Genomic DNA, 26,777 nt, shown 5'->3' on the forward strand with positions numbered 1-26,777 from the left:
GAGTAGGTAACGGATGGAGGGCCACATGGCTGCGCCAAGGAAACGGGACGCGATGGGCTGGGGCCTGTCCGCGCTGACCCGGCTGGCCGGGAGCAAGGTCGTCGATCGGGCGGGGCTGCGCAAGCCCATCGAAGGCCTGGTCACCGCGGGGACGCGCAACGGCTTCCGCGTCGCCGGCGCGGCGACCCGGTCGTTCAAGTCGGTGCAGAAGCTGGGCAAGCCCGCCCGGCTCACCCCGGCCGGCGACACCGGGCTGTTCGACCTCACGCCGAGCGAAGACCAGCAGCTCATCGTCGAGACCGTGACGGAGTTCGCCGCCGAGCAGCTGCGTCCGGCCGCCGCGGACGCCGACGCCAAGCTCGAGGCACCCGAAGGCCTGCTGACCCGGGCCGCCGAGCTGGGCATCAGCCTGGTCGGCATCCCCGAGGAGCTCGGCGGCGTCGGCACCGAACGCTCGGTCGTCACCAACGCGCTCGTCGCGGAAGCGCTCGCGCACGGCGACCTGGGGCTCGCGGTCGCGGTGCTCGCGCCGTCCGCGGTGAGCACCGCGCTGGTCAGCTGGGGTGACGAGCAGCAGCAGGCCGACTACCTGCCCGCGTTCGTCGGCGAGAACGTGCCGGCCGCGGCGCTGGCGTTGCAGGAGCAGAAAGCGCTCTACGATCCGTTCAAGCCCGCGACGAAGGCGCGTCGCACGCCGAAGGGCTACCAGCTCGACGGCGTGAAGTCGCTGGTCCCGCGCGCGGCGCAGGCCGAGCTGTTCATCGTCTCGGCCGACCTCGAAGGCCGCGGACCGGCACTGTTCCTCGTCGAGTCGTCGAACGCCGGCGTGACCATCGAGTCCGAACCGGCGATGGGTCTGCGCGGCGCCGCGACCGGCAAGCTGCACCTCGAGCACGTGAACCTGCCGGCGGGCGCGCTGCTCGGCGGCGGCAAGCTCGACGTCTTCACCGACCTCGTCCGGCTTTCGCGGCTGGGCTGGGCGGCGCTGGCCGCCGGCACCGCGAAGGCCGTCCTCGACTACGTCGTGCCTTACGTCAACGAGCGGACGGCGTTCGGCGAGCCGATCAGCCACCGGCAGGCGGTCGCGTTCTCCGTCGCCGACATCGCGATCGAGCTGGAGGGCCTGCGCCTGGTGACGCTGCGCGCGGCGGCGCGGGCCGAGCAGGGCAAGCCCTACGCGCGGGAGGTCGCGCTGGCGCGCAAGCTCGCCGTGGACAAGGGCATGCAGATCGGCAGCGCGGGCGTGCAGCTGCTGGGCGGACACGGCTTCGTGAAGGAGCACCCCGTCGAGCGCTGGTACCGGGACCTGCGCGCCATCGGCGTCATGGAAGGCGCCGTCCTTCTCTAGGCTTTCGCGAAAGGCGTTAACGATGATTAACCTGGAAGCTCCCAAGAAGGCCGGTGCCCTGATCAACCAGGCGTACCAGGCCGCGGCCGAGGTGTTCCGGCCGATCTCGCGCAAGTACGACCGCGCGGAACACACCTACCCGAGCGAGCTGGACATGTTCGCGGCGCTGCTGGACGGGCTCAACTCCTCCGGCGAGGGCGGCGCGGGCGCGGCGGGTGTCCGCCGGTCCGGCCCGGACAAGGAAAAGGGCAACCGCAACGGCGCCAACCTCAACGTCGTCCTCGGCACGATCGAGATGTGCTGGGGCGACGTCGGCCTGCTGCTGTCGATGCCGCGCCAGGGTCTCGGCAACGCGGCGATCGGCTCGGTCGCGACGGACGAGCAGCTGCAGCGTTTCTCCGGCATGTGGGCGGCGATGGCGATCACCGAGCCGTCCTTCGGATCGGACTCGGCGGCGGTCAGCACGACGGCCCGGCTCGACGGCGACCACTACGTCATCAACGGCGAGAAGATCTTCGTGACGTCGGGCGAGCGCGCGGACGCGGTGGTCGTGTGGGCGACGCTGGACAAGTCCAAGGGCCGCGCGGCGATCAAGTCGTTCGTGGTGGAGAAGGGTACGCCGGGCTTCGAGGTGGTGCGCACCGAGCACAAGCTCGGCATCCGCGCCTCCGACACGGCAGTACTGCGCTTCGAGAACTGCCGTGTGCCCAAGGAGAACCTCCTGGGCACGCCGGAAATCGACACGGCCAAGGGTTTCGCGGGCGTCATGCAGACGTTCGACAACACGCGTCCGCTGGTGGCGGCGATGGCGATCGGCGTGGCCCGGGCGGCACTGGAGGAGACTCGTCGCATTCTCACCGAGGCGGGCGTGGAGATCGACTACGACCGCCCGGCGAACTCCCAGCACGCGGCGGCGGCCGAGTTCCTTCGTCTGGAGGCGGATTACGAGTCGGCGTACTTGCTGACGCTGGAATCCGCGTGGATGGCGGACAACCGCAAGCCGAACTCCCTGCAGGCATCGATGGCGAAAGCCAAGGCGGGGCGATCGGTGGTCGAGATCGCGCTGAAGTGCGTCGAGCTGACCGGGGCTTACGGCGAAGAGTCTTTGCTCGAAAAGTGGGCCCGGGACGCCAAAATCCTCGACATTTTCGAGGGGACGCAGCAGATTCAGCAGCTCATCGTGGCTCGCCGGATCCTCGGGAAGTCGTCCGCCGAACTGAAGTGAAGCGCCGGTACGTCGGCCTCCGGTACCCTCGCGGTCCGGAGGCCGACTGTGACTGACCCCAGTGAGACCCGCGTTTACGAGCCCGGTGACCCGACCCCCATCAAGACGCCCGAGGAATGGGACGCCGAAGGCTGGGATGCCGGGCGGCAGGACCCGAAGACGCTCGATGAAGCCCGGGAAGCCCTCGCCTCGCGGATCGACGCCCATGACGCGCCCGACACCGAAGCCGACGCCGGTGCCTACGACGCGGTGGAGGGCTGATGGCGATCTACGTCCCCTGGCTCGTCGACGCCGCTCGCAGTACCGGCTACCCCGTTGTCGAAGTGCCCGGGTGGCAGACCCGGGGCCACGGGGGCATGCGCGTTGTCGAAGGGGTTGTCGGGCACCACACCGCCACCGCCGACTCCGCTCCCGGTGACTACCCCTCGCTCGACGTCGTCACGCACGGGCGGGCCGATCTCGCCGGGCCGCTGTGCAACCTCGGGCTCGGGCGCAGTGGCACCGTCTACGTCGTCGCCGCCGGGTGTGCCTACCACGCCGGTGCGTCGCGGTGGCTCGGGTTCCTCGATGTCAACGACGAGTTCCTCGGCATCGAAGCCGAGTCCGCGGGTGCCGGAGGCTGGACGGACGCGCAACGGGACGCCTACCCCAAGCTCGTCGCCGCGTTGCTGCGGTACATGTCGCGTGGTCTCGAGCGCTACGCCGGGCACAAGGACGTCTGCGTTCCCGTCGGCCGCAAGATCGACCCCGTCGGCATCGACACGAACTGGCTGCGCGAGCGCGCCGCCAACCCCACCGTCACCGCGCCCGACGTGGGCGTCGAGATCCTCGAGCGCATCACCGTCACGCCGCCGGACGCGGGCGAGAACATCGTCCGCGTCCACCTGGCCGGCAGTCCCGGCGGGGCGATCGTCATCCGGCCCCGGCTGGGCGGCGACGGCTTCGCGCGGCCGATGTGGGTGTCGAACATCTACGCGTGGGGCTCGGACCGCGCGGGCGTCGGCCACAACCCCGGGCAGATCCCGGGCCACGACCCGAAGCTGACGTCGCACCGGCGCTACGACCTGCCCGGCGCGGTGTGGGCGGACGTCCGCTACAGCGCGGCCGAGCCGTTCGAGATCGACTTAGTCGGCTGAAGCCTGGTCGTCGAGGAACTCGTCCAGGTAGCGCCACGTCGTGCCGCGCGCCTTGCGGCCCGTCAGCACTCCGAGGTGGCCGCCCGGTGCCGTCTTGAAGCGGACCTCCGGGGCCTTGTCCAGCAGCTCCACCACCCGCTCCACCGACGGCCGCGGGGCGATCGTGTCGTTCTCGCCCGCCACCACCAGCGTCGGGACCCGGACCGACGACAGCGAGATGATGCGCCCGTTGAGGTCCACCTTGCCCTCCGCCAGGTCGTTCGTGCGGAACAACCGGTGGTACAGCTGGCCGAACGTGCGGCCCGGGTAGGCGTACATGTTGCTCATGAAGTGGTCGACCGCCTCGATCTGCGCGAGGTAGTCGCGGTCGTCGAGGTGCGAGAGGATCGCGATCGGCTTCGTGATCTCCTTGCTGATGCCCGTCGCGCGGAACACGCGGCTGACCAAATAGGACGGTGCGCCGCCGAACGCGCGGTAGATCGGCGTCAGGAGGTGGCCGCCGGTCAGGTCCACCAGCGGGCGGAACGGCGCGACGATCGGGATCGCCGTGAAGTCCACCGGGGAGCCGATCGCCGTGATCGACGCGATCGGGAGGTCCGGCTGGTCGGCGTTCACCAGCAGCGAGAAGATCCCGCCCAGCGACCACGACACGAGGTGCACGGGCTGCCCGCCGGCGTCCGCGCTCACCTTGCGGATCGCCCGCGGCAGGACCTCGTCGATCCAGTGCTCGATGCCCAGGCGGCGGTCCGAGAAGGCGACCATGCCGTAGTCGACGAGGTAGGCGTTGCGGCCGCCCTCGACCAGGTGCTCGAGGAGGCTGCAGCCGCGGCGCAGGTCGAAGCAGATCGCCGGCGCGGCCAGCGGCGGCACCAGCAGGATCGGCGGCCCGGACACCGGGCGGCTGCTGTGCGTCATCCGGTAGACCGAGCGGTTGGGCCCCTGATCGATCAGCACCCGCGGCATCGGGCGCAGGTCGGCGACCCCGCCGTGCAGCACCTTGCCGACCACGTTCGACGCCGCGGCGGCCAGCCGTGCGGGCGGTGAAACCATTTCCTCGAGCCTCCTGCGACGTCCCCCGGGCACTTCCGCTCAATCTTGCCCGGTCACGCCGAGGGACTCAACACCGCCCACGTCCAAATCGGACAGACGCTAGGCCGTCCGAGTTACTCCGTGCCCGCCCCGGGTGCGCTCTCGGCGGCGCGCGCCTCGTAGTCCGCGCGAGCCGGGGAATGGGCCGCTGAAGCCAAAAGCCGGTCCGCCTTCAGCGCACGGGCGAGCGCTTCACCGGCCCGCCGCGGCAGCAGCCGGGTGAGCTTGCCCATAGTTCCCACGGATCGGGGCACGAAGACCTCGAACCGGGGTTTGCGCAGCGTGGCCACGATGGCGTCGGCGACGTCTTCCGGGCGCGACGACTTGAACAGCTTCGCCTCGCCGAGCCCGCTCGCGAGCTCGGTCCGCACGATCGCCGGCATCACGCACGAGATGTGCACGCCGGACCCGTGCAGCTCCAGGTGCACCGCCTCGGACAGCCCGACGACGGCGTGCTTGGTCGCGCAGTACGTCGCCGCGCCGGGGAAACCGGCCTTGCCCGCGAAGGAAGCGACGTTCACGATGTGCCCGGACCGTCGCGGCCGCATCCGCTTCACCGCTTCGCGGGTGCCGTGGATGACGGCGTGCAGGTTGATCTCCAGCTGACGCCGGGTCGTCGCGTCGCTCTCTTCTTCGAGGAGGGCCAGCGGCATGATCCCGGCGTTGTTGACCAGGACGTCGATCCGGCCGTGGCGGCGCTCGACCTCGTCGAGGAACTCGGTGAACCCCTTGATGTCGGTGACGTCCAGCGGCAGCGCCTCGGCGTCGAGCTCCCCTGCGGTCTTCTCGGCCCGGACCTGGTCGAGGTCGCCGATCACCACCCGCGCGCCCAGCCGGGACAGCGCCGACGCGGTCGCCGCGCCGATCCCCTGCCCGCCCCCGGTGATGACGACGACCTTGCCCGCGAGCTCCTCGGCCATGGCGACTCCTTCGTCTGTTGGCAACGCGTCAACAGTGTCACCCCTGGCCCGCGATCGCGCTACCCCACGCGTTGCTCGAGAACCTGCCCGACCCACTCCTCGACGTGGAACTGCACGGTCGGCTTGAAGCCCTGGCTCTCGTAGTAGCGCTGCAGGTCGCCGTCGCCGCCGGCCCAGCAGTCGACGCGCACGAGGTCGATGCCGCGCCGCCGCGCCTCGTCGAGCGCGTACTCGATCAGCCGCCCGCCGACGCGCCGCCCGGTGAACCGCCGGGACGTGATCAGCAATCGGACATACAGTTCACGCTCGTCAACCGGCGGGACGTGCGGGTCGTGCTCCTCCGAGACGATCAGCGCGCCGGCCGCTTCGCCGTCGACCATCGCGATGCGCAGGCCCGGGTCCGCGGCCATCCCCTTGACGCGTTCGACGCGCTTCGGGACCCGGCTCCACGGCTCGGTCCCCCACTGCTTCGAGCTGCCGCGCGCGACGAGCCATTCGACGGCCTCGTCGAAGAAGGCGAGCAGCGTGTCAGCGTCCCCGGAATCACCCGATCGGATGACGGTGTTGTCCATCCCCCTTGTCTACCGCACGGTGAGCACGCGCGGGCCGTCTTCGGTGATGGCGATGGTGTGTTCGACGTGCGCGGCGCGGCTGCCGTCGGCGGTGTGCAGCGACCAGCCGTCCTCGGCGTACCGGTAGGCGTCGCCGCCCCGGGTGAGCATCGGCTCGATCGCCAGCGCGAGGCCCGGCTTGAGCCGCATCCCGCGCCCCGCGCGGCCTTCGTTCGCCAGGTGCGGGTCCTCGTGCATCGCGCGGCCGATCCCGTGACCACCGTGGTCGTCGAGCATGCCGTGGCCCGACGCGCGGCCGGCGGCGCCGATCGCGGCGGAGATGTCACCGAGCTTCGCGCCGGGCCGGGCCGCGGCGATCCCGGCGGCCAGCGCGCGCTCGGTCGCCTCGATCAGCGCGAGGTCGCGCGGGTCGGCGGTGCCGACGACGAAGCTGATCGCGGCGTCGCCGTTCCAGCCGTCGACGATCGCGCCGCAGTCGATGCTGACCAGGTCGCCGTCCTGGATGCGGTACGCCGTCGGGATGCCGTGCACGACGACGTCGTTGACGCTGGCGCAGATGACACCCGGGTAGGGCGTGGGCGCGGAGCGCGGCTGGTAGTGCAGGAACGACGGCTTGGCACCGGCTTCGCTGATCAGCTGCGCGGCGACTTCGTCCAGTTCACGCAGGGAGACGCCGATCGCGGCGGCCTCCTTCACGGCGTGCAGCGCCCGTGCGACCACTCGCCCCGCTTCGCGCATCACCGCCAGCTCGGCTGCGGTTTTGATCTCGACCATGACGATAACTATACCGGTATAGATATTGGCATCCAGTCGGCGATCGGCCGTCGCGTTCAGCCGGTGGCTCTGTCCGTGTCATCCGGAGTTCAAGGTGCGCTGATTGACTTTCCCTGTTCACAACCTCTCTTGCGACGAGGACAAATTGACAGAGTCAGTGCCCGGCGGCGATCCGTTGGCCGCGTTCACCGCCGACCTCGACGAAATTCGGGCAAAAGCCGCAGCAGCGCAGGAAAAACTCCGCACCGCCGTCGCCACGGTGCAGGCGCCGGACGGGGCCGTCTCGGTGACCGTCGGCCCGAGCGGCGTCCTGCAAGAGCTCCGGTTCGGCCCCCGCGCGTACGAGCGGCCGCCGCAAGCCTTGTCCGGCCTGGTGATGCAGCTGATCGGCCGTGCGCAGCAGAAGGTCTCAGCCCAGGTCGCCGACGCGTTCAGCGGCATGGTCGGCGAGAGCTCGGACGCCCGCGCACTGCTGGACGAGTTCCTGCCGGCTCCCGACGAGGGACCGCCGCCCCCGGACAAGAGCGACGTGTTCCTGCCGGAGCAGGAGGCCGAAGACCGCCCGCCGCGGCCGCCACACCGCCCGCCGAGCCCGCCGCCACCGCAGCAAGGTCCGCCGCGTCGTCGTCCCCGGCCCGCGCCGGACGAGGACGACGACGAGAGCAACCCCTGGTAGGACGGAGGAGAACCGGTGGTTTCCGGAGAAGGATTCTCGGTCGACCCGGCCGAGCTGCAGAAGTTCAGCCAGTTCCTGTCGGGCACCACGCAACCGGCGGTGCAGGACGCCGCGAACCGGATGCAGGCGGCCAACGGGTTCGACAACGCCGCGTTCGGCATCCTGCTCGCGCAGGTGCTCGCCGTGCCCTCGCGGATCACGATGGCGGTGATCACCGGGGAGATCAACAAACTCGTGGGTGACATCGGGAAGTCCGCCGACGACGTGAAGAAGGCCGCCGACACCTACGCGACCCACGACTCGAACACCGCCAAGGGTTTGAGCACCTTCGAGACGGAGCTGGGCAAGTGACCGTTCCCATCACGGCATCGAACTCCACGACCGGGGCCGGCGTCTTCGACAGCTGGAAGCAGGTGGGCGACTCGATCGGCAAGGTCCAGACCGAGCACGGCGGCGACCTCGCGGCCGTCAGCGTCGAGCTGGGCATCAACGTCATCAGCGCCGCGCTCGACACCGTCGCGTTCGTCATGGACCCGCTGGCGAAGCTGATCGCGGCGGGCCTGGGCTGGCTGATCGAGCACGTCTCGTTCCTGAAGTGGCCGCTGGACCAGGTCGCGGGCAACCCCGCGGAGGTCACGAAGGTCGCCAACGAGCTGCACAAGATCGGCGAGTCGCTGCGCAACACCGGCACCTCGCTGGACGACACGCTCAAGGCGACGATCACGAAGTGGGAGGGCAAGGGCTACGACAGCTTCCTGAAGTCGATCAACGACCGGAAGGGCTGGATCGACGCCAACGCCAAGGCGGCCGACGTCGCCGGCTACATGGTCGAGACCACCGGAGCGTTGATCGGCGCGGTCCGCTCGCTGCTGCGCGACATCATCACGACGATCCTCGGCGACATCATCTCCACGATGCTGATCGCCCTCGCGCTCGCCATCCCCACCTTCGGCGCGTCGATCGCCGTCGGGGTGACCAAGTGCGTCGCGACCGTCTCGGTGCAGGTCGCGGCGATGATGGCGAAGCTCGCCAAAGTCGTCTCCTACGCCGGGCGCACGCTGGCCCGGCTCACCGGGCTGTCGAAGCTGGTCAAGGGGAAGCCGGGCTCCTCGGGCGCGGGCCACGAGCTGAGCAACCTGCCGCCGCACGGTGGCGGGGTGCCGAACTTCTCGCGGCCGCTGCCGAAGCCGCCGGGCACGGCCGTCACCCACGACGGCCCCGGCGGCGGTGCGACGCCCAGCACCCGGCCCCCGGGCGACGGCACGACCCCGAACTTCTCGCGGCCGTTGCCTCCACCGGGCACCGCTGTGACCCACGACGGCCCTGGAGGTGGCGCCACACCGAGCACCCGGCCTCCGGGTGACGGCACCACGCCGAACTTCTCGCGGCCGTTGCCCCCGCCGACGGCCCCGCCGAAGCCGACGCCGCCGAAGTCGCACCTGAGCGACCACGACGTCTCCACGATCAAGAAGCACGAGGACTGGCTGAAGACGAAGTTCGGCGACAGCTACAAGAAGATGAAGTTCGTCGACGACTGGCTGAAGGCCAAGGCCCCGGACTACTACCCGATGCTGAAGGCCCTCTCCGACGCCAAGAGCTCGAAGAACTTCGTCGGCTGGGCCGGCAAGGACATCGTGCAGGTCGACCGCGGTCTCACCGACATCCAGATGCAGGCAGAGGCCGCCTGGGCCGAGGAAGACAAGAAGCAGCAACAGCAACAACCGCAGTGACCACCGAGGGGCACCTCCGCGAGAGGTGCCCCTCGTGGCACGTCAGGCGACGCCGAGGTGGCGCGAGATCAGCATCTTCTGCACCTCGCTGGTCCCCTCGCCGATCTCCAGGATCTTGGCGTCGCGGTAGAAGCGGCTCACCGGGAACTCGTTCATGAACCCGTAGCCGCCGAAGATCTGCGTCGCGTCGCGTGCGTTGTCCATCGCCGCGTTGGAGGCGACCAGCTTCGCGATCGACGCCTCCTTCTTGAACGGCTCGCCGCGCAGCATCTTGGACGCCGCCTGGTAGTACGCCAGGCGCGCGGTGTGCGTGCGGACCTCCATGTCGGCGATCTTGAACTGGATCGCCTGGTACTCGCCGATCCGCTTGCCGAACGCGACGCGGTCCTTCACGTACTGCAGGCACTCGTCGACGCAACCCTGCGCCAGCCCGACCGACAGGGCCGCGATCGCGACACGACCTTCGTCCAAAATGGACAAGAACTGGGCGTACCCGCGGCCGCGCTCGCCGACCAGGTTCTCCGCCGGGACGCGGACGTCCGAAAAGGACAGCTCGTGCGTGTCCGAGCAGTTCCAGCCGACCTTCGAGTACTTCGGTGCCACCTCGAAGCCCGGGGTTCCGGACGGGACGATGATCGCCGAGATCTCCTTGCGGCCGTTCTCCATCACGTCCGTCACGGCCGTGACCGTGACCAGGCGCGTGATGTCCGTGCCCGAGTTCGTGATGAACGCCTTGCTGCCGTTGATGACCCAGGTGTCACCGTCCAAAGTGGCCCGGGTGCGGGTCGCGCCCGCGTCCGAACCGCCGCCCGGCTCGGTCAGGCCGAAGCCACCCAGCGCGGTGCCCTCGCACAGCGACGGCAGCCACTGCTCCTTCTGCTCCTGCGTCCCGAAGCGGAAGATCGGCATCGCGCCGAGCGAAACCCCGGCTTCCAGGGTGATCGCGACCGACGAGTCGACCCGAGCGAGTTCTTCCAGCGCCAGGCACAGCGCGAAGTAGTCGCCACCCATGCCGCCGAACTCCTCGGGGAACGGCAGCCCGAACAGGCCCATTTCCGCCATCTTCGCGACGATCGCGTACGGGAACTCTTCCTTCTCGTACAGCTCGCCGATGACCGGCGCGACCTCGGCGTGCGCGAAGTCCTCGACGGTCTTGCGGAGGGCCTCGTACTCCTCGTCCAGGCGGAAGTCGATCACTGCTGCTCCTCTTGGGGCGTCACTACGGCAAGGGTTTCGTCCAGTGCGACCTGTTGGCCCACGCGGACGGGGAGTTCGCTGACCACGCCGTCGATCGGCGCGGTGACCGTGTGCTCCATCTTCATCGCTTCGACGACCAGCAACGGCGTGCCGGCCTTCACGACGTCGCCCGCGGCGACCTTCACGACGAGCACCGTGCCCGGCATCGGGCTGGTGACCGGCCCGCCGCCGGCGTCGTCGCCGCGCGACGAGAGCACGAACTCCTGCTCCCCGAAGGGAAAGCTCAGTCCGTCACGGGCGAGCCAGACCGTCCGATCAGGACCGCAGGCGTGGCGGTAGCGGTGGAAACCGCCGGCGTGCCGGATCTCGAGCACGTCGCCGTCACGCCGGGCCGAAACCTCGACCGGCCCGGCGTCGTCGACGACGACCGTCGCGCCCGACGGCGTGCCCTGCACCCGGACGACGGCCTTGGCCTGGCCGGACTTCAGGCGGAACGTCACCCCGCCGGAGCCGCCCATCCGCCAGCCGTCCGGCACGTCCCACGGGTCCACGACGGACCCCGACGGCTGCAGCTCCAGGAACCGGTCCAGCGCGGCCGCGACGAAGAACTCCGCGGGCACGTCGGACGAGACCAGATCGGACAGCCGCCGGTCGACCAGCTCGGTGTCGAGGCGGCCGGCGCGGACGTCGTCGTCGGCCAGCAGGCTGCGCAGGAACGCCGTGTTGGTGCCGACACCCAGCAGCGCCGTGTCGGCCAGCGCCCGGTCGAGCCGGTGCAGCGCGGCCGCGCGGTCCGGGCCCCAGGCGATGACCTTGGCCAGCATCGGGTCGTAGTTCGAGCCGATCACCGCGCCGCGCGTCATCCACGAGTCGACGCGGACGCCCTCGCCGGCCGGCTCGTGCACCGCCAGCACCGTTCCGCCGGTCGGGATGAACCCGCGCGCCGGATCTTCGGCGTAGACGCGCGCCTCGACAGCGTGTCCATTGAGGACGACGTCGTCCTGCGCGATGGCGAGGTGTTCGCCCGCGGCCACCCGGACCTGCCACTCGACCAGGTCGAGACCGGTGACCAGCTCGGTGACCGGGTGCTCGACCTGCAGCCGGGTGTTCATCTCCATGAAGAAGAACTCGTCCGGGTCGTGCGCCGACATGATGAACTCGACCGTGCCCGCGCCGACGTACCCGACCGAGCGCGCGGCTTCGGCCGCGGCCGTGCCCATCTTCGCGCGCGTGGCCTCGTCGAGCAGCACCGACGGCGCTTCCTCGATGATCTTCTGGTGCCGCCGCTGCAGGCTGCACTCGCGCTCGCCGAGATGGATGACGGCGCCGTGCCGGTCGGCCATGACCTGGATCTCGATGTGCCGCGGCGTCGTGACGAACCGCTCCATCAGCAGGGTGTCGTCACCGAAGGAGCCCTTGGCCTCGCGCCGCGCCGACTCGATGGCGGCGTCCAGCTCGGACTCTTCGTGGACCAGCCGCATGCCCTTGCCGCCGCCCCCGGCGGACGGCTTGAGCAGCAGCGGATAACCGACCTTGGCTGCCGCCTCGGCGAACCCGCCGGCGGGGATGTCCACATCGGACGCGCCGGGCACGACGGGCACCCCGGCCTTCGACACCGTCGCCTTGGCGCGGATCTTGTCGCCCATGGCTTCGATCGCCGCGACCGGCGGGCCGATGAACACGAGCCCGGCTGCCTCGCAGGCACGCGCGAACTCGGCGTTCTCCGCCAGGAAGCCGTAACCCGGGTGCACGGCCTGCGCACCCGACGAGACGGCGGCGTCCACGATGGCCGGAATGGACAGGTAGCTCTTCGACGCTTCCGCCGGGCCGATGCGCACCGCGGTGTGCGCCTCGCGGACGTGCCGCGCTTCGGCGTCCGCGTCGCTGTACACCGCGACCGCGCGGATGCCGAGCGCCCGCAGCGTGCGGATGACCCGGACCGCGATCTCGCCGCGGTTCGCTACCAGCACTGAGTCGAACATCATCACATCCGGAAGACGCCGTAGTTGACATCGGACAGGGGCGCGTTGGCCGCGGTGGAGAGCGCCAGGCCGAGCACCGTGCGGGTGTCCGCCGGGTCGATGACGCCGTCGTCCCACAGCCGCGCGGTGGAGTAGTAGGGGCTGCCCTGCGCCTCGTACTGCTCGCGGATCGGGTCCTTGAACGCCTCTTCGTCCTCGGTGGACCATTCGCCGCCGCGGGCCTCGATCGAGTCGCGCCGGACCGTCGAGAGCACCGACGCCGCCTGCTCGCCGCCCATCACCGAGATCCGCGCGTTCGGCCACATCCAGAGGAAGCGCGGCGAGTACGCCCGCCCGCACATCGAGTAGTTGCCGGCCCCGAACGAGCCGCCGATAACGACCGTTAACTTCGGCACCCGCGCGCAGGCCACCGCGGTGACCATCTTCGCGCCGTGCTTGGCGATGCCGCCCGCCTCGTACGCGCGCCCGACCATGAAGCCGGTGATGTTCTGCAGGAACAGCAGCGGGATCGAACGCTTGTCGCACAGCTCGATGAAGTGCGCGCCCTTCATCGCGGACTCGGCGAAGAGCACGCCGTTGTTCGCGACGATCCCGACCGGGTGGCCGTGGATCCGGGCGAACCCGGTGACCAGGGTGGCGCCGTACTCCTTCTTGAACTCGCCGAACCGGCTGCCGTCGACGATCCGCGCGATCACCTCGCGCACGTCGTACGGCGTGCGCGGGTCGGTCGGGACGACGCCGTACAGCTCGGCTGGGTCGACAGCGGGCGCCTCGGTCGGCAGGACGTCCCACGGCCGCGGTGTGCGCGGGCCGAGCGTCGAGACGATCTGGCGGACGATCCGCAGCGCGTGCGCGTCGTCGTCGGCCAGGTGGTCGGTGACGCCGGACTGGCGCGAGTGCACGTCGCCGCCGCCCAGTTCCTCGGCCGTGACGACCTCGCCGGTCGCGGCCTTCACCAGCGGCGGCCCGCCGAGGAAGATCGTGCCCTGGTTCCGGACGATCACGGCTTCGTCGCTCATCGCCGGGACGTACGCGCCGCCCGCGGTGCACGAGCCGAGCACCGCGGCAATCTGCGGGATACCGCGCGCGGACATCGTCGCCTGGTTGTAGAAGATCCGGCCGAAGTGTTCACGATCCGGGAAGACCTCGTCCTGCCGGGGCAGGAACGCGCCGCCGGAGTCCACCAGGTAGACGCACGGCAGGTTGTTGTGGAGCGCCACCTCCTGGGCGCGGAGGTGCTTCTTGACCGTCATCGGGTAGTACGTGCCGCCCTTGACGGTGGCGTCGTTGGCGACGACCACGCACTCGCGGCCGGAGACGCGCCCGATGCCGGTGATGATCCCGGCCGAGGGCGCCTCGTCGTCGTACAGTCCGTTCGCGGCCAGCGGCGAGAGTTCCAGGAACGGCGAACCCGGGTCGAGCAGCGTGTCGACGCGGTCCCGCGGCAGCAGCTTGCCGCGTTCGACGTGCCGGGTGCGCGACTTCTCGGGCCCGCCGAGCCGGGCGCTCGACAAACGTTTGCGGAGGTCCTCGACCAGCTCCGCGTGGGATGTGGCGTTGCGGGCGTAGGCCTCGCTGTCCGGGGCAGCGGTGGTCCCCAGTGCCGGCGTGTCCATGGGCTCCCTCGACGTTAGCGGTCGTTAACCTCCGTCTCGATGTTAGCGACCGCTAACGTGGGTGTCCAGTCGCCCGGACGCCGTGAAGGCCACCCCGGCACGCCGGGATGGCCTTCACGACCGGAGGGGACCGGGTTCAGCCGATAGCGCCCCGCAGCGGGGCGTAGTAGCCGCCCGACTGCCCGGCCACGGTCGGGTGATAGGACTCGATCACCGGCCAGGTCAGGCTGTGCAGGTAGTCGTCGGACGACGAGCAGATGTTGTGCCCGACGAACGACGGCCGGACGTCGACGAACGTCGCGCCCGCCGACGCCGCCCGGGACTGGATCACCGACGCCAGGGTGTCCGCGCCGGAGTTGATCGCGGACCGCTTGGTGTCACTGAGCCCGACCCAGCAGGAGCCGGGAACGGTGTAGAACCGCGGGTAGGACAGGACGACGAGGCGAGCCCCGGGCGCCTTGGCCTTGATCGCGTTGTAGGTGTTGGTCAGCAACGCGGGCAGGGTGTTGTTGACGTAGGTCTTCGCGGTGTTGACGCGGGCGGTGCAGGTCGCGTCGCTGCCGAGGGTGCAGGTCTGGATCACGTCGCTGAAGCCGGCGTCGTTGCCGCCCACGGTGACCGTGACCAGGGTCGCGTTCGAGGGGATGGAGTTGGCCTGGTTGATGACGTCCCCGGTTTTGGCACCGGAGCAGGCCAGGAAGGTGAACGAAGTGCCGCTGTGGGCGTTGGCCCACAGCTGCCCGTAGGCGTTGGAGCTGCGGTAACAGCTCCCGGAACTGCCGTAGCTGCCGGCCCCGACTCCCGAGGAGTAGGAGTCGCCGAGTGCGGCGTAGACGGTCCCGGCGGCGTGGGCGAGACCCGTGACGCCGAGAGTGGACAGGACGACGGCCCCGAGAGCCGTGCTCAACCTTGCGACAAACCGTCGGGAAAGACGGATCGGAACCCCCATGGGCCACTCCTTTGTGACAGAACCGACCCCAAAAGCACAGCATGTGGAAGCCCCACGAGGAACCCCTAGTTACCTGTAAGTAACCCACTCGGCCCACGCCGGAAGACGGGAACAGTGTTAGCGCTCGCTAACCAGGGGTCCCGAGGGTCTTCAGGGGGCGGCCGAGTGCGCCGAACAGGGCATTCCCGATGTGGGCACTACGACCGTTGCGCGATGATCGACTCCGGGTCGAGCCGGAAACCAGGGGACGCTCGCCGCCCGGGCCAGTGGAGACGAGACGGAGCCGGCCATCGCGGTCGCCGTCGACTCCGGCCGAGCCCGGACCACGGGGTGTTAGCGCTCGCTAACCTGCGGCTCTAGTATGGCCGGATGCCGGCCAACCCCACTCCGCTCGTGAACGGCGAGAAGGCGAACCGACGCGAACAGATCCTGTCCGCGGCCGCCGAGCTGTTCGCCCACCACGGGTTCCACGGTGTCGGGATCGACGACATCGGCGCCGCCGTCGGGATCTCCGGGCCCGCGCTCTACCGGCACTTCCGCAGCAAGGACGCGATCCTCGGCGAGATGCTGAACTCGATCAGCCGCTACCTGCTCGACGGCGGCACGACGTGGGCGAACCGGCCCGGCAGTTCGGACGACACGCTGACCGGGCTCGTGGCGTTCCACGTCGGCTTCGCGCTCGCGCACCCGGCGCTGATCACCGTCCAGGAGCGCAACCTCGCGAACCTCACCGACGCCGATCGCAAGCAGGTGCGCGCGCTGCAGCGGCAGTACGTCGAGGTGTGGGTCCGCGCGATCCGCGAAGCCATGCCGGAGCTGGGAGAACGCGAGGCGCGGTCGGCGGCACACGCCGTGTTCGGACTGATCAACTCGACGCCGTACAACCGCCATCTCGGTGACTCGGAACTCGCCGAACTGCTCTCCCGGCTCGCGCTGGGTGCGCTCCGCGCGGCCGGATGACCGACCCGGATCAAGGTATCCCCACGACCGCCGTCGCTGGTGTTTGATGGGGCACGTGGATGCGGACTGGAACGAGCAGGAGCTCGTCGAGAAGGCTCAGCGCGCGCTGACGGCGCTGAGCCTCGGTGACGACGCCGAAGCCCTCGTCGAGGTCGCGCCGACGGCCGCCGAACCCCAGGCCCGCGCGGACGAGACGAAAGCGTTGATGCTGCTGCTGTTCGGCGAGTGCAGCGCGATGGTCTCCACCCTCGGCGACGGCGGCAGCGCGCCGGTGAAGGTCCAGGTCTTCGACGAAGACGGCGAAGAGGTCTCGATCGACCAGGCCGACCCGCCGGTCCGGACCGCGGTGCGGACACTGCTGGCGGAGGTCCACGGCAACACCGAAGCGGCGCAGGAGCAGGTGGAGATCGCCCTGGCCAACGCGGCGCCCGACGAGGTGGACAGCCTGGTGCTGCAGGCGTTGCGGTGGACGATCCGGCTGTCGGTCGAGTGCCTGGACCGCGACCTGCCGGTGGCGCCCTGGATCTCGGAAGCCGTCTCGGACTAGGCCGGCCGCAGCGAGCGGACGATCGGCGCCAGGTAGAGCTCCGCCACCCGGCGGCGCTCGACGTCGTCGTCGACCGGGAGGACCGTTTCCGGCGTCAGGACCAGCGACACGACGATCCGGATCAGCAGCTCGGCCATGCCGTCGACGTCCTCGGCCGGCAGGCGCAGCCGGCCCGCCGCGATTTCCGCGTGGAAGTGCGCCGCGATCCGGGTGCGGGCCGCCGCGAACAGGCCGCCCGCCTGGACCGTCAGCTGCGGCAGGATCAGCTCCGGCTCGGTGCGCAGCAGCCGGGTGAGCAGCCGGTGCCCGCGCAGGTACCCCAGGGAGAAGCTCAACCCCTCGATGAGCTTCTCCTCCGGGGTCGCCTGCGCCTCGACGACGGCGTCGACCTTCGTCAGGAACCGCTTCATCTCCCGCAGGACCAGCGCGTTGAGCAGCTGGTCCTTCTTGGGGAAGTAGCGGTAGATCGTCACCCGTGAGAGGCCGACGCGGCGCGCGACGTCGTCGACGGTGAACCGGCGCAGCCCGAAGTCCTCGGCCTGGGTCAGCGCCGCGCCCATGATCCGCTCCGCGGTCTCGTCGCCGGGGAGCTCGGCTTCGAGCGCGTGCTTCAGGAGATCGCGCATGCCTCAACCCTAGGCTGGTTTACAACTTGACGGAAAATGTTTCATGCGTTCTAGTGTTACACGACACAGGGAGGTGTGGCATGGGTGATCGCGAAGCGACGGCCGAGCGGCTGCTCAAGTCCAGCGCCCGGCTCTCCTACGACCCGGACGTCGACGTCCACTGGGCCGCTCCGCTGAACGAGGACCAGTTCTTCATCCCCGAAAAGCTCGTCTCCCTCTACGGCACCCCGCTGTGGGACACGCTGAGCCGCGAGCAGCGGATCGAGCTGTCGCGCCAGGAGCTCGTGAACACCGTCAGTGTCGGGATCTGGTTCGAGATCATCCTCATGCAGATGCTGCTGCGCGCGTCCTACCGCCAGGACCCGACGACCCGTCACGTGCACTACGCGTTGACCGAGATCGCCGACGAATGCCGGCACTCCACGATGTTCGCGCGGCTGATCGAGCGCGTCGACGGCAGGCCCTACCGCAACAACCGCTGGCTGCAGCGGTCCGCGCAGGCCCTCCCGGCACTCCTCCACGGGCCGGCGATGTGGGTCGCGACGCTGATCGGCGAGGAGATCTTCGACGCGCTGCAGCGCGAGCACCTCGACGACGAGTCGGTGCAGCCGGTGGTCCGCGCGGTGATGCGGATCCACGTGACGGAAGAAGCGCGGCACGTGCGGTACGCGCGCGACGACCTCGTCCGCGAGCTGGCGGAGGCGCCGTGGTGGCGCAAGGAGTTCGCGCGGATCGTCGTCGCCGTCGGCGCGCTGCTGATGTCGCGGCTGCTGTCCCGGCCGCGCCAGTACCTGCGCGCGGGGATCGACCCCGGTGTCGCGGTCCAGGCGGCCCGGTCGAGCGCGCACCGGCGGGAGACGCTGGCGTTCGGGGCTCGGAAGCTCGTCCGGTTCCTGCGGGAGAACGACCTGATCGGCGGCCCGAGCGCGGTGCTGTGGCGCCGTGCCGGGATGCTCTAGACGCAAGGGGAAAGCCATGGCACTCAAGGACTTGCTCGCCGCCGGCACCGGCCGCTTGGCCGACCGGATCACGACCGCGGGCGACGAAGCGGGCGATCGCGCGGACGACGTCGCGTGGCGGGTCGCGAAGCTGTCCGACCGCGCCGCCGAACGGCTCGGGGACTACGCCGCCGGCGCGTCCCGTCGCGTCGCGAACCGCTTGGTACGCCTGGGAGAGCGCGTCGGCGGCCGCTGACCCCGCCGGAGCAGGAGTTCGACGACGAGCAGGTTGATGATCCAGCCTGCTGCCTGGCCCACCGGGATCAGCGTTTCGGCAGATCCCGCGTCCACTCCGCCGAACGGCACCTGCACCAGCAGGAACACGGGCACGAGGACGCGTGAGGTGACCGCGAGGAACGTCAGCGCGTAGTTGCGCAGCATCCACGCCCGGTGCGAGACCGCCGGTGAACAGCCACAGGACGGCCGCGGTGGTCAGGCTGATTTGGGTGAGGAAACGCCCTGACCACAGGCAACGGGAATCGCCGCCAGTGCCGACAGGAGCACACCGGTGAAGAGGTGGACCCGGCCGAGCGCCCGGTGGAGCCGCCTGCGCGCACGCACCTTCGGCAGGAATTGAAGCGGGCCGAGCACCAGCGCCACCGTGAAGATGTGCGCCACGAGCACGCCGTCGCGCACCTCGATGCGACTGTCGGCCGTCATGGTTCCGCGGCGACGCGGCCGGGTCGTCCGGCGTGGAGCGGCTCGAATCCGTACGTACGCGGACGTACTAACCCAGCAGTGCCTTCGTCAACGCCGCGATCTGACCGGTCTCGATGAGGAACGAGTCGTGGCCGTACGGCGAGGAAACCACCGAGGGCTCCGCCGTTCCCGGGATCCCCGCGGCGAGCTCCGCCGACTGGTACAGCGGGTAGAGCCGGTCGCTGTCCACCCCGCCGATCACCGCGCGGGCCGTCACCCGGCCCAGGGCCGCCGCGACGCCGCCGCGGTCGCGGCCCACGTCGTGGGTGTTCATCGACTCCGTCAGCACCGCGTAGCTGTTCGCGTCGAACCGGTGGACCAGCTTGTCCGCGTGGTGGTCCAAATAGGACTCGACGGCGAACCGCCCGCGCCGCAACGGGTCCTCTTCGCCCTGGTACTCCCGGCCGAACCGCTGGGCCAGCTCCGGCTCGCTGCGGTAGGTGACGTGCGCGATCCGGCGCGCGATGCCGAGTCCGCGAAACGGGCCCTCCGGCGCCGAATAGTAGTCGCCGCCGTGGAAGAACGGGTCGCTGCGGATCGCGTGCAGCTGCGGCGCGGCCCAGGCGATCTGCTCGGCCGACGCCCGCGCCGTGGACGCCAGCACCAGCACCGACGCCACCCGCGAAGGCAGCGTCACCGCCCACTCCAGCGCGCGCATCCCGCCCATCGACCCGCCGACGACGGCCGCCCAGCGCGTGATGCCCAGGTGGTCGGCCAGCACCGCCTCCGACGCCACCTGGTCCCGCACCGTCACGACCGGGAACCGGCTGCCCCACGGCGTTCCGTCCGGATCCGGGGACGACGGGCCCGTGGACCCCTGGCAGCCGCCCAGCACGTTCGGGACCACGACGAAGAACTCGTCGGTGTCCAGGGCCTTCCCGGACCCGATCAGCCCGTCCCACCAGCCCGCGCTGGGATGCCCCGGCTCGAGCGGCCCGGCCGCGTGGCTGTCGCCGGTCAGCGCGTGCTCGACGAGGACCGCGTTGGACGCGTCGGAGTTCAGCGTCCCCCAGGTTTCGTAGGCGAGGGAAAAGGCGGGCAGCACGCCACCGGCCTCGAGCGCGAGCGCGCCGGGGCCGGTGACGAACTTCCGGCGGCCCGGCGGATCACCGATCCGCCAGGCGCCGGTGACGGGCCCAGCCGTCACAGTTCCGCCTTGGCCGCCCGGAATCCGGCCTCCAGGTCGGCCTTGAGGTCCTCGATGCCTTCCAGCCCGACGGCGATCCGGACCAGGCCCGGTGTCACGCCGCTGGCGAGCTGCTCCTCCGCCGAAAGCTGGCTGTGGGTGGTCGACGCCGGGTGCACGATCAGGCTGCGGACGTCGCCGAGGTTCACCAGCTGGCTGTGCAGCTCGGTGCCGTCGACGAACTTCCGGCCCGCCTCGACACCGCCGCGCAGGTCGAACGACAGGACCGCGCCCGCGCCGCGCGGCAGGTACTTCTGCCCGGCCTCGTAGAAGGGGCTCGACGGCAGGCCGGCGTAGTACACCTTCTCGACCTCGTCGCGCTGCTCGAGCCACTCGGCGAGCGCCTGCGCGTTCGACACGTGCCGCTCGACGCGCAGCGACAGCGTCTCGATGCCCTGCAGGATCAGGAAGCTGTTCAGCGGGGCGATCGCCGCGCCGGTGTCGCGCAGGAGCTGCACGCGCGCCTTCGCCGCGTACGCACCCGGGCCGAGCGCCTCCCAGTACTTCAGGCCGTGGTAGCTCGGGTCCGGCTCGGTGAAGCCCGGGAACCGGCCCGGGTCCTTGCCGAAGTCGAACGTGCCGCCGTCGACCAGGACGCCGGCGATCGTCGTGCCGTGGCCGCCGAGGTACTTGGTGGCGGAGTGGATCACGACGTCGGCGCCGTGCTCGATCGGGCGCACCAGGTACGGCGTGGGGATGGTGTTGTCGACCAGCAGCGGGACGCCGGCCTCGTGCGCGGTGTCGGCGACGCCGCGGATGTCCAGGACGTTGCTGCCCGGGTTGGCGAGCGTCTCGGCGAAGAAGAACTTCGTGTTCGGCCGGACCGCGGCACGCCACTGCTCGAGGTCGTCCTGGTCGTCGATGAACGTGACCTCGATGCCGAGCTTCGGCAGCGTGTAGTGGAAGAGGTTGTAGGTGCCGCCGTAGAGCGACTGGCTGGACACGAAGTGGTCGCCCGCGCCCGCGAGGTTCAGGATCGCCGCGGTGGTCGCGGCCGAGCCGGACGCGAACGCCAGCGCCGCGACGCCCCCTTCGAGCGACGCGACGCGCTGCTCCAGCACGTCCTGCGTCGGGTTCATGATCCGCGTGTAGATGTTGCCGGGCTCGGCGAGGCTGAACAGGTCGGCGCCGTGCTGGCTGTCGCGGAAGACGTACGACGTCGTCTGGTAGATCGGCGTCGCCCGCGCGCCGGTGGCCGGATCCGGCGCGGCGCCCGCGTGGATCTGCCTGGTCTCGAAGGACCACGCCGAGGTGTCGTCCGCGCTCATGGGGTTTCTCCTTGCGGCTCAAGGGGTTCGTTCGGCTCGAAGCTACTTGGGCCGAACGGAGTACCCAACCGTTCCCACCTCCTGGGAGCCTACGCCACTTGCCTCAGAGATATCTCTGTAGCTAAGATATCCATACAGGGAGATTTACGGACTGGGAGGAAATCATGGTGGAGCGGGTGCAGGTGCTGGTCGTGGGGGCCGGACTGGGCGGGCTGTCGGCGTCGTTGTTCCTGGCGAGGGAGGGAGTGGACGTCCTGACGGTCGAACGGCACGCCGGAACGTCGGTCCACTCCCGGGCCGCCGGGCAGAACTGGCGCACGATGGAGCTGTTCCACTGGGCAGGAATCGACCGCGAGGTCCTGGACGTGAGCCCGCGGGCGTCGCAGGGGCTGCGGATCACCGTCGCGACCAGCCTGGCCGGCCGCGTCCTGCACCGGCTCGTGGAGGACGGCAGCGAGTTCGACGTCTCGGCGTCGACGACGATGCCCGCCGGGATGGCCGGGCAGGACGTCGTCGAGCCGATCCTGCTGGCGCACGCGGAGAAGGCGGGCGCCCGGGTCCGGTTCCGGACCGAACTGGTCGAACTGACCCAGGACGACGACGGCGTCACCGCGACGCTGCGCCACCGCGACTCGGGCGAGGAGACGGTCGTGCGCGCGGACTACGTCGTCGCGGCCGACGGCGGGCGCAGCGGCATCCGGGGGCGGCTGGGCATCGGGACCACCGGGATGGACGCGCTGAGCCACTGCCTCGGCGTCGTGTTCGACGCCGACCTCGGCGACCGCGTGCAGGCCGGCGTGACGGACCTGTTCTACCTGCAGCACGGCGACTTCACCGCCGGGCTGGTCAACACCGACGTCCCGAACCGGTACGTCTTCGCGCCGGACTACTTCCCGGACCGCGGCGAGAGCCCGGCCGACTTCGGCCACGACCGGCTGGTGTCGATGATCCGCGCGGCCACCGACCTGCCGGACCTGGAGCCGGAGATCGTCTGGACGGGCTCGTGGGAGATCGCCGCGCGGCTGGCCGACCGGTTCCGCGCCGGGCGCGTGTTCCTGGTCGGCGACGCGGCGAAGGTGACGCCGCCGACCGGCGGCCAGGGCGGCAACACGGCGGTCGGCGACGGCGCGGACATCGCGTGGAAGCTCGCGGCCGTGCTGCGCGGCGAAGCGGGCCCGGCGCTGCTCGACACGTACGAGGCCGAGCGGCGCCCGATCGCGCGGATGATCATCGACACGTCGCTGCACAACATGAAGCAGCGGATGCACCCCGACCTCGACGTCTCGGGCATCACCGAGCCGGAGGACATGCTGAACGCCATCCTCGGGTTCCGCTACCGCTCGACGGCGGTGCTCTCCGAAGAGCCGGACGACGGCGCGCGCGTCGAGGACATCCACGCGCCGACCGGACGGCCGGGGTTCCGGGCGCCCGGCGCGGCGTCCACTGTGGACCTGCTGGGGCACTCGTGGGTGCTGCTGTGCGCCGGCGAGGGCTGGGAGCACGCCGCGGCCGACGTCGCGGCGGAAACCGGCATCCGCCTCGAGTGCCACACTCTCGACGACGTCGCGTCACGCTTCGGCCTTTCGGCGGGCGGCACATCGCTCGTGCGGCCGGACGGCGTCGTGGCGTGGCGTTCCCGGGGGCCGGTCGAGGACCCGGCCGGCGAGCTGTGGCGGGTCCTGACCGCGGTCCTTTCGCGCTAGTCGCGCTGCTGCAGCGCGAAGCGGTTCCCCTCGGAGTCGACGAACATCGACCACCAGCCCCACGGCTGCTTCTCCGGCTTCGCGGGGAACTCCACGCCCTTCGCCGACAGCTCCTCGTACGTCTTCTCGATGTCGTCGGCGTGGAAGAAGAAGTTCGACGTCGGCAGCCGGTCGTTCTCGCCGAAGCGGCGGCGGTCCTCGGGCGACTCGCTGAGCACGAGGATCGTCCCGTTCGGCGCGGTGACCTCGACCCACCGCCGGCCCTGGTCGTCGTAGGGCACGTCGGTCGTCACGGCGAACCCGGCCACTTCGGACCAGAACTTCTTCGCGCGCGCCTGGTCCTCGACCCCGACGACGACCTTGCTGACCCCTTGGATGGGCATGACCCCGCCTCTCTATATCCACGGTGGATATAACCAGGGCGGAGTGTAGGCTGCGCCCATGGCCGACGGCAACCCGCTCACCCCCGCGGCTTTCCAGGTGCTCCTGGCCCTGGCCGCCGGGCCGGGCGGGCGCGCGCACGGCTACGGGATCATGGGGTTCGTCGCCGAGGTCACGGGCGGCGAAGTCCAGCTCGGACCGGGGACGCTCTACCGGACGCTGACCCGGCTGGCCGCCGACGGCCTGGCCGAGGAGCTCCCCGGCGAAGACTCCCGGCGCCGCTACTACCGCATCACGCCGGCCGGCCGCGAAGCCGCGTCGCGCGAAGCATCGCTGCTGCGCCGGCTGGTCGCGGCGGCCGGCGACGCCGACCTGCTGGCCCGCCCGGAGTCGGCGTGAGCCGCCCGCTCGGCCTGGTGCCGCACCTGTTCGTGAAGGACGTCGAGACGGCGCTTTCCTTCTACGGCAAGGCGTTCGGCGCGGTGGAGCTGTTCCGCACGGTCCTGCCGGATGGCACAGTGCTGTTCGTCGAGCTGGCGGTCGGCGACGCACGGCTGCTGGTGAGCCAGGAGATCGCGTCGCTGGACGCGCTGGCACCGTCGACGATCGGCGGGACCCCGCTGCTGCTGACGCTGGAGACCCCCGACCCGGACGACCTCGCGCGCCGGGCGGTCTTCGCGGGGGCGACGGTGGAGGCGCCGGTGACGGAGATGTTCTTCGGCGAGCGGTACGGCCGGGTCGTCGACCCGGACGGGCACCGCTGGGCGCTCACCACCAAACGCGAGCAGTACACCCCGGAGGACATCGACGCCCGCAAGCCGCACGAGGTCTAGCGGCGCGCGAGGACCCAGTGGAAGGTGGCCGCGCCTTCGGGTTCGTGCATGGTCACCGGCTCGTCGACGACCAGGGTGAACCCGGCTGCCGCCAGCAACCGCCGGTTCCCTGCCGTGTTGTGAGAGCTGAAGAACATGGGCGTGCCGAGCCAGTCGTCCTCGATGCCGTTCGCTTCGCTGCACCCGAGGGCGGCCAGGAACCAGCCGCCGGGCCGCAGCCAGCGCGCGATCCGCGCGAACAGCGCTCCCTGCTCTTCGCGTGGCACATGCAGCACGGAGTAGAACGCCGTGACTGCGTCGAAGCTGCCGTCCGGAAAGGACACCGCGGCCATGTCCGCCTTCTCGAACCGTGCGCCGGGGACGTTGCGCCGCGCGAGGTCGAGCTGCGCCGAGGAGAGGTCGACGCCGAGGACGTCGTGGCGCTCGGCGAGCAACGCCGTGCACGGCACGCCCGCACCGCAGCCGAGGTCGAGCACGTCGGCGCCGTCGTCGAGCCGGTCGGTCAGCTCCCCCAGGAACCGCAGCCGCGGGTCGTCCGCGATCCGCGCACTCCACTCGAGGTACCGCTCGGCCGAGCGGTCGTAGCCGGATTCGACGATCCGCCGGGCGTCGCTCACCCCTCCGACCCTACCGAGCCGTCCAGGGGTTTCTCGGCCAGAATGAGCCCGTGGTGTCGGTGCGCAGCGTGGTCGACCGGGTGGGGCCGACGCTGCTCCACGCGCTCCAAGTGCCCGACGACTCCCCTGCCGTCGCCGACGTCGTCATCGCCGAACCCGGCGGAGCCGTCGCCGCCGGGGATCTCGTGCTCGGGGTCGCCACCTCCGGCCCCGAAGATGCCGCCGAGCTGGTGAAACGCAGCGCCGAACAGGGCGCCGCCGCCGTGTTGCTCAAGCCGCCGCTGGCCGCGAAGCCCGCCGTCAAGCGCGCCGCGAAGGCCAGCGGGGTCGCGCTCGTCCAGGTGCACGCCGCAACGTCGTGGGCGCAGCTCGTGTGGCTGCTGCGGACCGTCCTCGACGCGCTCGCCGACGAGTCCGAGGACCTCGATCCCGGCTCCGGCGACCTCTTCCGGCTCGCCGACGCCGTCGCGTCCGTCGTGGACGCCCCGGTGACCATCGAGGACACCAACTCCCGCGTGCTCGCCTACTCCGCGCGCCAGGACCTCACCGACCCCGCCCGCGTCGCGACGATCATGGGCCGGCGCATCCCCGACGACGTCCTCGCGCGGTTCCGCTCGCGCGGGGTGTTCCGAGAGCTGTCGCGCGGCCGGCAGACGATCTTCGTCCCGGCCCAGCGCGACGGCACGCTGCCGCGGCTGATCGTGCCGATCCGGATGGGCGGCGAGCTGCTCGGCTCGATGTGGGCGGTCGTCGCCGGGCCGGTGTCCGACGAGCGCGCGGCCGCCTTCGCCGACGCCGCCCCGGTCGTCGCGCTGCACCTGCTGCGCCGCCGCGCGCACACCGACGCGCAGCGCCGCGCGTCGGCCGAACTGCTGCGCGGGGTGCTCGAAGGCCGGGCGAACCCGCGCAAGGCGATGGCCGAGCTGGACCTGTCCGACGAGCCGCACCGCGTGGTCGTCATCGAGGTCACCGGCGGCGACGGCCGGGACGCCGAGGGCCTGCGGCTCGCGCTGCTCGAGCGGATCTCCCAGGGCATCGGGCGCCGTCCGGTGGCGACCGAGCTGGGCGGGCTGCTCTACGCCGTGGTCCCCGACCGGCCGGGCCCCGGCGGGTGGGAGGAACTACGCGAGGCGCTCGTCGAGACGGGACCGTCTCGTCGCAGCGGTGCCCCGCGGGCCGCGGCCGGCGCCCCGGGCGAGATCGGCGACCTCTCGGCCTCGCGTCACCAGGCCGACGAAGCCCTCGGGCTGCTGCGCGCCGAGCTCCTCGACGAGCGCGTGATCACCTTCGACGAAGCTTGGACGGTGTTGACGCTGCACCGCGGCGCGACCGCGGCGGCCGGGGCGAAGGTCGCGGAGCTCGGCCCGCTCAGTGCCCTGCGCACCCACGACGAGACGGGCAAGGCCGGCTACGTCGAGACGTTGTACGAGTGGCTGCGTCACCCCGGCGACCCGCGCGCGGCGGCGCGCGAGCTGCGGATCCACCCCAACACCCTGCGGTACCGCATGCGCAAGCTCCTGGAACTGGTGCCGCTGGACCTCGACGACCCGGACGTCCGGCTGGCCCTGATCACGCAGCTCGTCGCGCTGCGCTGGAGCTGACTGCGCCGTTCGGCCCATCCCGCGACCTATGCACTACTCCGCATGGATCGCGCCGAACGTACCGATTGTCTTTTCCAGCCGAAAGGTGGTGGATTCCGGTGACCGCCTGACGCACCTTCTTCGCAGCACCCGGGGTAGCCGGGT

30 protein-coding genes are annotated in these 26,777 nt (G+C 70.8%); 15 read left to right on the forward strand and 15 right to left on the reverse strand.

Going from position 1 to position 26,777, the window contains the following annotated elements; genetic code table 11:
• Positions 1 to 52 precede the first annotated feature (52 nt).
• The 4 genes from QSK39_RS04225 to QSK39_RS04240 are packed head-to-tail and all read left to right on the forward strand — an operon-like array spanning position 53 to position 3,709.
• Positions 53 to 1,348 (forward strand): acyl-CoA dehydrogenase family protein, encoded by a 1,296-nt coding sequence (locus tag QSK39_RS04225; RefSeq protein ID WP_285477924.1) that lies wholly within the window; start codon positions 53 to 55, stop codon positions 1,346 to 1,348.
• A 22-nt stretch (positions 1,349 to 1,370) separates the two neighbouring features.
• Positions 1,371 to 2,573: an acyl-CoA dehydrogenase family protein gene (locus tag QSK39_RS04230; RefSeq protein ID WP_285476344.1), complete on the forward strand. Its 1,203-nt coding sequence runs from the start codon at positions 1,371 to 1,373 to the stop codon at positions 2,571 to 2,573.
• 48 nt (positions 2,574 to 2,621) lie between these two features.
• Positions 2,622 to 2,834 (forward strand): hypothetical protein, encoded by a 213-nt coding sequence (locus QSK39_RS04235; RefSeq protein ID WP_285476345.1) that lies wholly within the window; start codon positions 2,622 to 2,624, stop codon positions 2,832 to 2,834.
• On the forward strand, positions 2,834 to 3,709 hold the full coding sequence (locus QSK39_RS04240; protein ID WP_285476346.1) for a peptidoglycan recognition protein family protein: 876 nt from the start codon (positions 2,834 to 2,836) through the stop codon (positions 3,707 to 3,709). Before QSK39_RS04235 ends, QSK39_RS04240 begins: the two co-directional genes overlap by 1 nt.
• Here QSK39_RS04240 and QSK39_RS04245 read toward each other — a convergent pair.
• The 4 genes from QSK39_RS04245 to map all read right to left on the reverse strand — a co-directional run bounded on the left by QSK39_RS04245 (position 3,698) and on the right by map (position 7,064).
• Entirely contained in the window at positions 3,698 to 4,759 is a 1,062-nt protein-coding gene (locus QSK39_RS04245; RefSeq protein WP_285476347.1) for a polyhydroxyalkanoate synthase family protein, read from the reverse strand. The genes QSK39_RS04240 and QSK39_RS04245 overlap by 12 nt on opposite strands.
• 113 nt (positions 4,760 to 4,872) lie before the next feature.
• The gene (locus QSK39_RS04250; RefSeq protein ID WP_285476348.1) at positions 4,873 to 5,718 is read right to left on the reverse strand and encodes an SDR family oxidoreductase; all 846 of its coding nucleotides are present in this window, start codon (positions 5,716 to 5,718) and stop codon (positions 4,873 to 4,875) included.
• A gap of 59 nt (positions 5,719 to 5,777) precedes the next feature.
• Entirely contained in the window at positions 5,778 to 6,290 is a 513-nt protein-coding gene (locus tag QSK39_RS04255) for a GNAT family N-acetyltransferase (RefSeq protein ID WP_285476349.1), read from the reverse strand.
• Between the two features lie 9 nt (positions 6,291 to 6,299).
• A complete protein-coding gene (gene map, locus QSK39_RS04260; protein ID WP_285476350.1) occupies positions 6,300 to 7,064 on the reverse strand; it encodes a type I methionyl aminopeptidase in 765 nt (254 codons plus the stop codon).
• A 145-nt stretch (positions 7,065 to 7,209) separates the two neighbouring features.
• Between map and QSK39_RS04265 the strand changes: the two genes are divergently transcribed.
• Genes QSK39_RS04265 through QSK39_RS04275 form a run of 3 tightly spaced genes read left to right on the forward strand, consistent with a single transcriptional unit; the run spans position 7,210 to position 9,470 of the window.
• Positions 7,210 to 7,740, forward strand: coding sequence for a YbaB/EbfC family nucleoid-associated protein (locus tag QSK39_RS04265; RefSeq protein WP_285476351.1), 531 nt, complete (start codon positions 7,210 to 7,212; stop codon positions 7,738 to 7,740).
• A gap of 15 nt (positions 7,741 to 7,755) precedes the next feature.
• A complete protein-coding gene (locus tag QSK39_RS04270) occupies positions 7,756 to 8,091 on the forward strand; it encodes a hypothetical protein (RefSeq protein WP_285476352.1) in 336 nt (111 codons plus the stop codon).
• A complete protein-coding gene (locus tag QSK39_RS04275; RefSeq protein ID WP_285476353.1) occupies positions 8,088 to 9,470 on the forward strand; it encodes a hypothetical protein in 1,383 nt (460 codons plus the stop codon). Before QSK39_RS04270 ends, QSK39_RS04275 begins: the two co-directional genes overlap by 4 nt.
• Positions 9,471 to 9,512: 42 nt before the next feature.
• On the opposite strand, the gene QSK39_RS04280 is transcribed toward QSK39_RS04275, so the two are convergent.
• The 4 genes from QSK39_RS04280 to QSK39_RS04295 all read right to left on the reverse strand — a co-directional run bounded on the left by QSK39_RS04280 (position 9,513) and on the right by QSK39_RS04295 (position 15,172).
• Complete coding sequence (locus QSK39_RS04280; RefSeq protein WP_285476354.1) at positions 9,513 to 10,667, reverse strand: acyl-CoA dehydrogenase family protein; 1,155 nt, start codon at positions 10,665 to 10,667, stop codon at positions 9,513 to 9,515.
• The gene (locus QSK39_RS04285; protein WP_285476355.1) at positions 10,664 to 12,649 is read right to left on the reverse strand and encodes an acetyl-CoA carboxylase biotin carboxylase subunit; all 1,986 of its coding nucleotides are present in this window, start codon (positions 12,647 to 12,649) and stop codon (positions 10,664 to 10,666) included. Before QSK39_RS04285 ends, QSK39_RS04280 begins: the two co-directional genes overlap by 4 nt.
• 2 nt (positions 12,650 to 12,651) lie before the next feature.
• A complete protein-coding gene (locus QSK39_RS04290; RefSeq protein ID WP_285476356.1) occupies positions 12,652 to 14,265 on the reverse strand; it encodes a carboxyl transferase domain-containing protein in 1,614 nt (537 codons plus the stop codon).
• Between the two features lie 136 nt (positions 14,266 to 14,401).
• The gene (locus QSK39_RS04295; protein WP_285476357.1) at positions 14,402 to 15,172 is read right to left on the reverse strand and encodes an SGNH/GDSL hydrolase family protein; all 771 of its coding nucleotides are present in this window, start codon (positions 15,170 to 15,172) and stop codon (positions 14,402 to 14,404) included.
• A gap of 411 nt (positions 15,173 to 15,583) precedes the next feature.
• On the opposite strand from QSK39_RS04295, the gene QSK39_RS04300 reads away from it, so the two are divergent.
• Together QSK39_RS04300 and QSK39_RS04305 are read left to right on the forward strand one after the other, a co-directional pair.
• Positions 15,584 to 16,174 carry an SACE_7040 family transcriptional regulator gene (locus tag QSK39_RS04300; RefSeq protein ID WP_285476358.1) on the forward strand — a complete coding sequence of 197 codons (591 nt, stop codon included), beginning with the start codon at positions 15,584 to 15,586 and terminating at the stop codon, positions 16,172 to 16,174.
• Between the two features lie 46 nt (positions 16,175 to 16,220).
• The gene (locus QSK39_RS04305) at positions 16,221 to 16,721 is read left to right on the forward strand and encodes a hypothetical protein (RefSeq protein WP_155541161.1); all 501 of its coding nucleotides are present in this window, start codon (positions 16,221 to 16,223) and stop codon (positions 16,719 to 16,721) included.
• On the opposite strand, the gene QSK39_RS04310 is transcribed toward QSK39_RS04305, so the two are convergent.
• A complete protein-coding gene (locus tag QSK39_RS04310; protein ID WP_285476359.1) occupies positions 16,718 to 17,347 on the reverse strand; it encodes a TetR/AcrR family transcriptional regulator in 630 nt (209 codons plus the stop codon). The genes QSK39_RS04305 and QSK39_RS04310 overlap by 4 nt on opposite strands.
• An 80-nt stretch (positions 17,348 to 17,427) precedes the next feature.
• On the opposite strand from QSK39_RS04310, the gene QSK39_RS04315 reads away from it, so the two are divergent.
• Positions 17,428 to 18,306: an AurF N-oxygenase family protein gene (locus tag QSK39_RS04315; RefSeq protein ID WP_285476360.1), complete on the forward strand. Its 879-nt coding sequence runs from the start codon at positions 17,428 to 17,430 to the stop codon at positions 18,304 to 18,306.
• A gap of 16 nt (positions 18,307 to 18,322) precedes the next feature.
• Entirely contained in the window at positions 18,323 to 18,541 is a 219-nt protein-coding gene (locus tag QSK39_RS04320) for a hypothetical protein (RefSeq protein ID WP_284744335.1), read from the forward strand.
• On the opposite strand, the gene QSK39_RS04325 is transcribed toward QSK39_RS04320, so the two are convergent.
• From QSK39_RS04325 to QSK39_RS04340, 4 genes are all read right to left on the reverse strand, one after another.
• A complete protein-coding gene (locus tag QSK39_RS04325) occupies positions 18,469 to 18,726 on the reverse strand; it encodes a hypothetical protein (protein WP_502873242.1) in 258 nt (85 codons plus the stop codon). The genes QSK39_RS04320 and QSK39_RS04325 overlap by 73 nt on opposite strands.
• A 51-nt stretch (positions 18,727 to 18,777) precedes the next feature.
• Positions 18,778 to 19,005, reverse strand: coding sequence for a hypothetical protein (locus QSK39_RS04330; protein ID WP_285476361.1), 228 nt, complete (start codon positions 19,003 to 19,005; stop codon positions 18,778 to 18,780).
• Between the two features lie 67 nt (positions 19,006 to 19,072).
• Positions 19,073 to 20,191 (reverse strand): homoserine O-acetyltransferase MetX, encoded by a 1,119-nt coding sequence (metX, locus tag QSK39_RS04335; RefSeq protein ID WP_285476362.1) that lies wholly within the window; start codon positions 20,189 to 20,191, stop codon positions 19,073 to 19,075.
• Complete coding sequence (locus QSK39_RS04340) at positions 20,188 to 21,498, reverse strand: bifunctional o-acetylhomoserine/o-acetylserine sulfhydrylase (RefSeq protein WP_285476363.1); 1,311 nt, start codon at positions 21,496 to 21,498, stop codon at positions 20,188 to 20,190. Before QSK39_RS04340 ends, metX begins: the two co-directional genes overlap by 4 nt.
• A 164-nt stretch (positions 21,499 to 21,662) precedes the next feature.
• Between QSK39_RS04340 and rdmE the strand changes: the two genes are divergently transcribed.
• Positions 21,663 to 23,201: an aklavinone 12-hydroxylase RdmE gene (gene rdmE, locus QSK39_RS04345; protein WP_285476364.1), complete on the forward strand. Its 1,539-nt coding sequence runs from the start codon at positions 21,663 to 21,665 to the stop codon at positions 23,199 to 23,201.
• On the opposite strand, the gene QSK39_RS04350 is transcribed toward rdmE, so the two are convergent.
• Positions 23,198 to 23,584, reverse strand: coding sequence for a VOC family protein (locus QSK39_RS04350; protein ID WP_284744339.1), 387 nt, complete (start codon positions 23,582 to 23,584; stop codon positions 23,198 to 23,200). The two genes, rdmE and QSK39_RS04350, sit on opposite strands and share 4 nt — an antisense overlap.
• Before the next feature lie 58 nt (positions 23,585 to 23,642).
• Here QSK39_RS04350 and QSK39_RS04355 point away from each other — a divergent pair, with 58 nt between their 5' ends.
• Both QSK39_RS04355 and QSK39_RS04360 read left to right on the forward strand, forming a co-directional pair.
• Positions 23,643 to 23,981, forward strand: a complete 339-nt coding sequence (locus QSK39_RS04355) for a PadR family transcriptional regulator (RefSeq protein WP_284744340.1) — start codon at positions 23,643 to 23,645, stop codon at positions 23,979 to 23,981.
• On the forward strand, positions 23,978 to 24,415 hold the full coding sequence (locus QSK39_RS04360) for a VOC family protein (protein ID WP_284744341.1): 438 nt from the start codon (positions 23,978 to 23,980) through the stop codon (positions 24,413 to 24,415). Before QSK39_RS04355 ends, QSK39_RS04360 begins: the two co-directional genes overlap by 4 nt.
• On the opposite strand, the gene QSK39_RS04365 is transcribed toward QSK39_RS04360, so the two are convergent.
• Entirely contained in the window at positions 24,412 to 25,032 is a 621-nt protein-coding gene (locus tag QSK39_RS04365) for a class I SAM-dependent methyltransferase (RefSeq protein WP_285476365.1), read from the reverse strand. The genes QSK39_RS04360 and QSK39_RS04365 overlap by 4 nt on opposite strands.
• A gap of 50 nt (positions 25,033 to 25,082) precedes the next feature.
• Here QSK39_RS04365 and QSK39_RS04370 point away from each other — a divergent pair, with 50 nt between their 5' ends.
• Positions 25,083 to 26,633, forward strand: a complete 1,551-nt coding sequence (locus QSK39_RS04370) for a PucR family transcriptional regulator (RefSeq protein WP_285476366.1) — start codon at positions 25,083 to 25,085, stop codon at positions 26,631 to 26,633.
• The last annotated feature ends 144 nt before the right edge of the window (positions 26,634 to 26,777 follow it).

The organism is Amycolatopsis sp. NBRC 101858 (genome assembly GCF_030269325.1).
In the GTDB taxonomy this organism is placed as follows: domain Bacteria; phylum Actinomycetota; class Actinomycetes; order Mycobacteriales; family Pseudonocardiaceae; genus Amycolatopsis; species Amycolatopsis ponsaeliensis.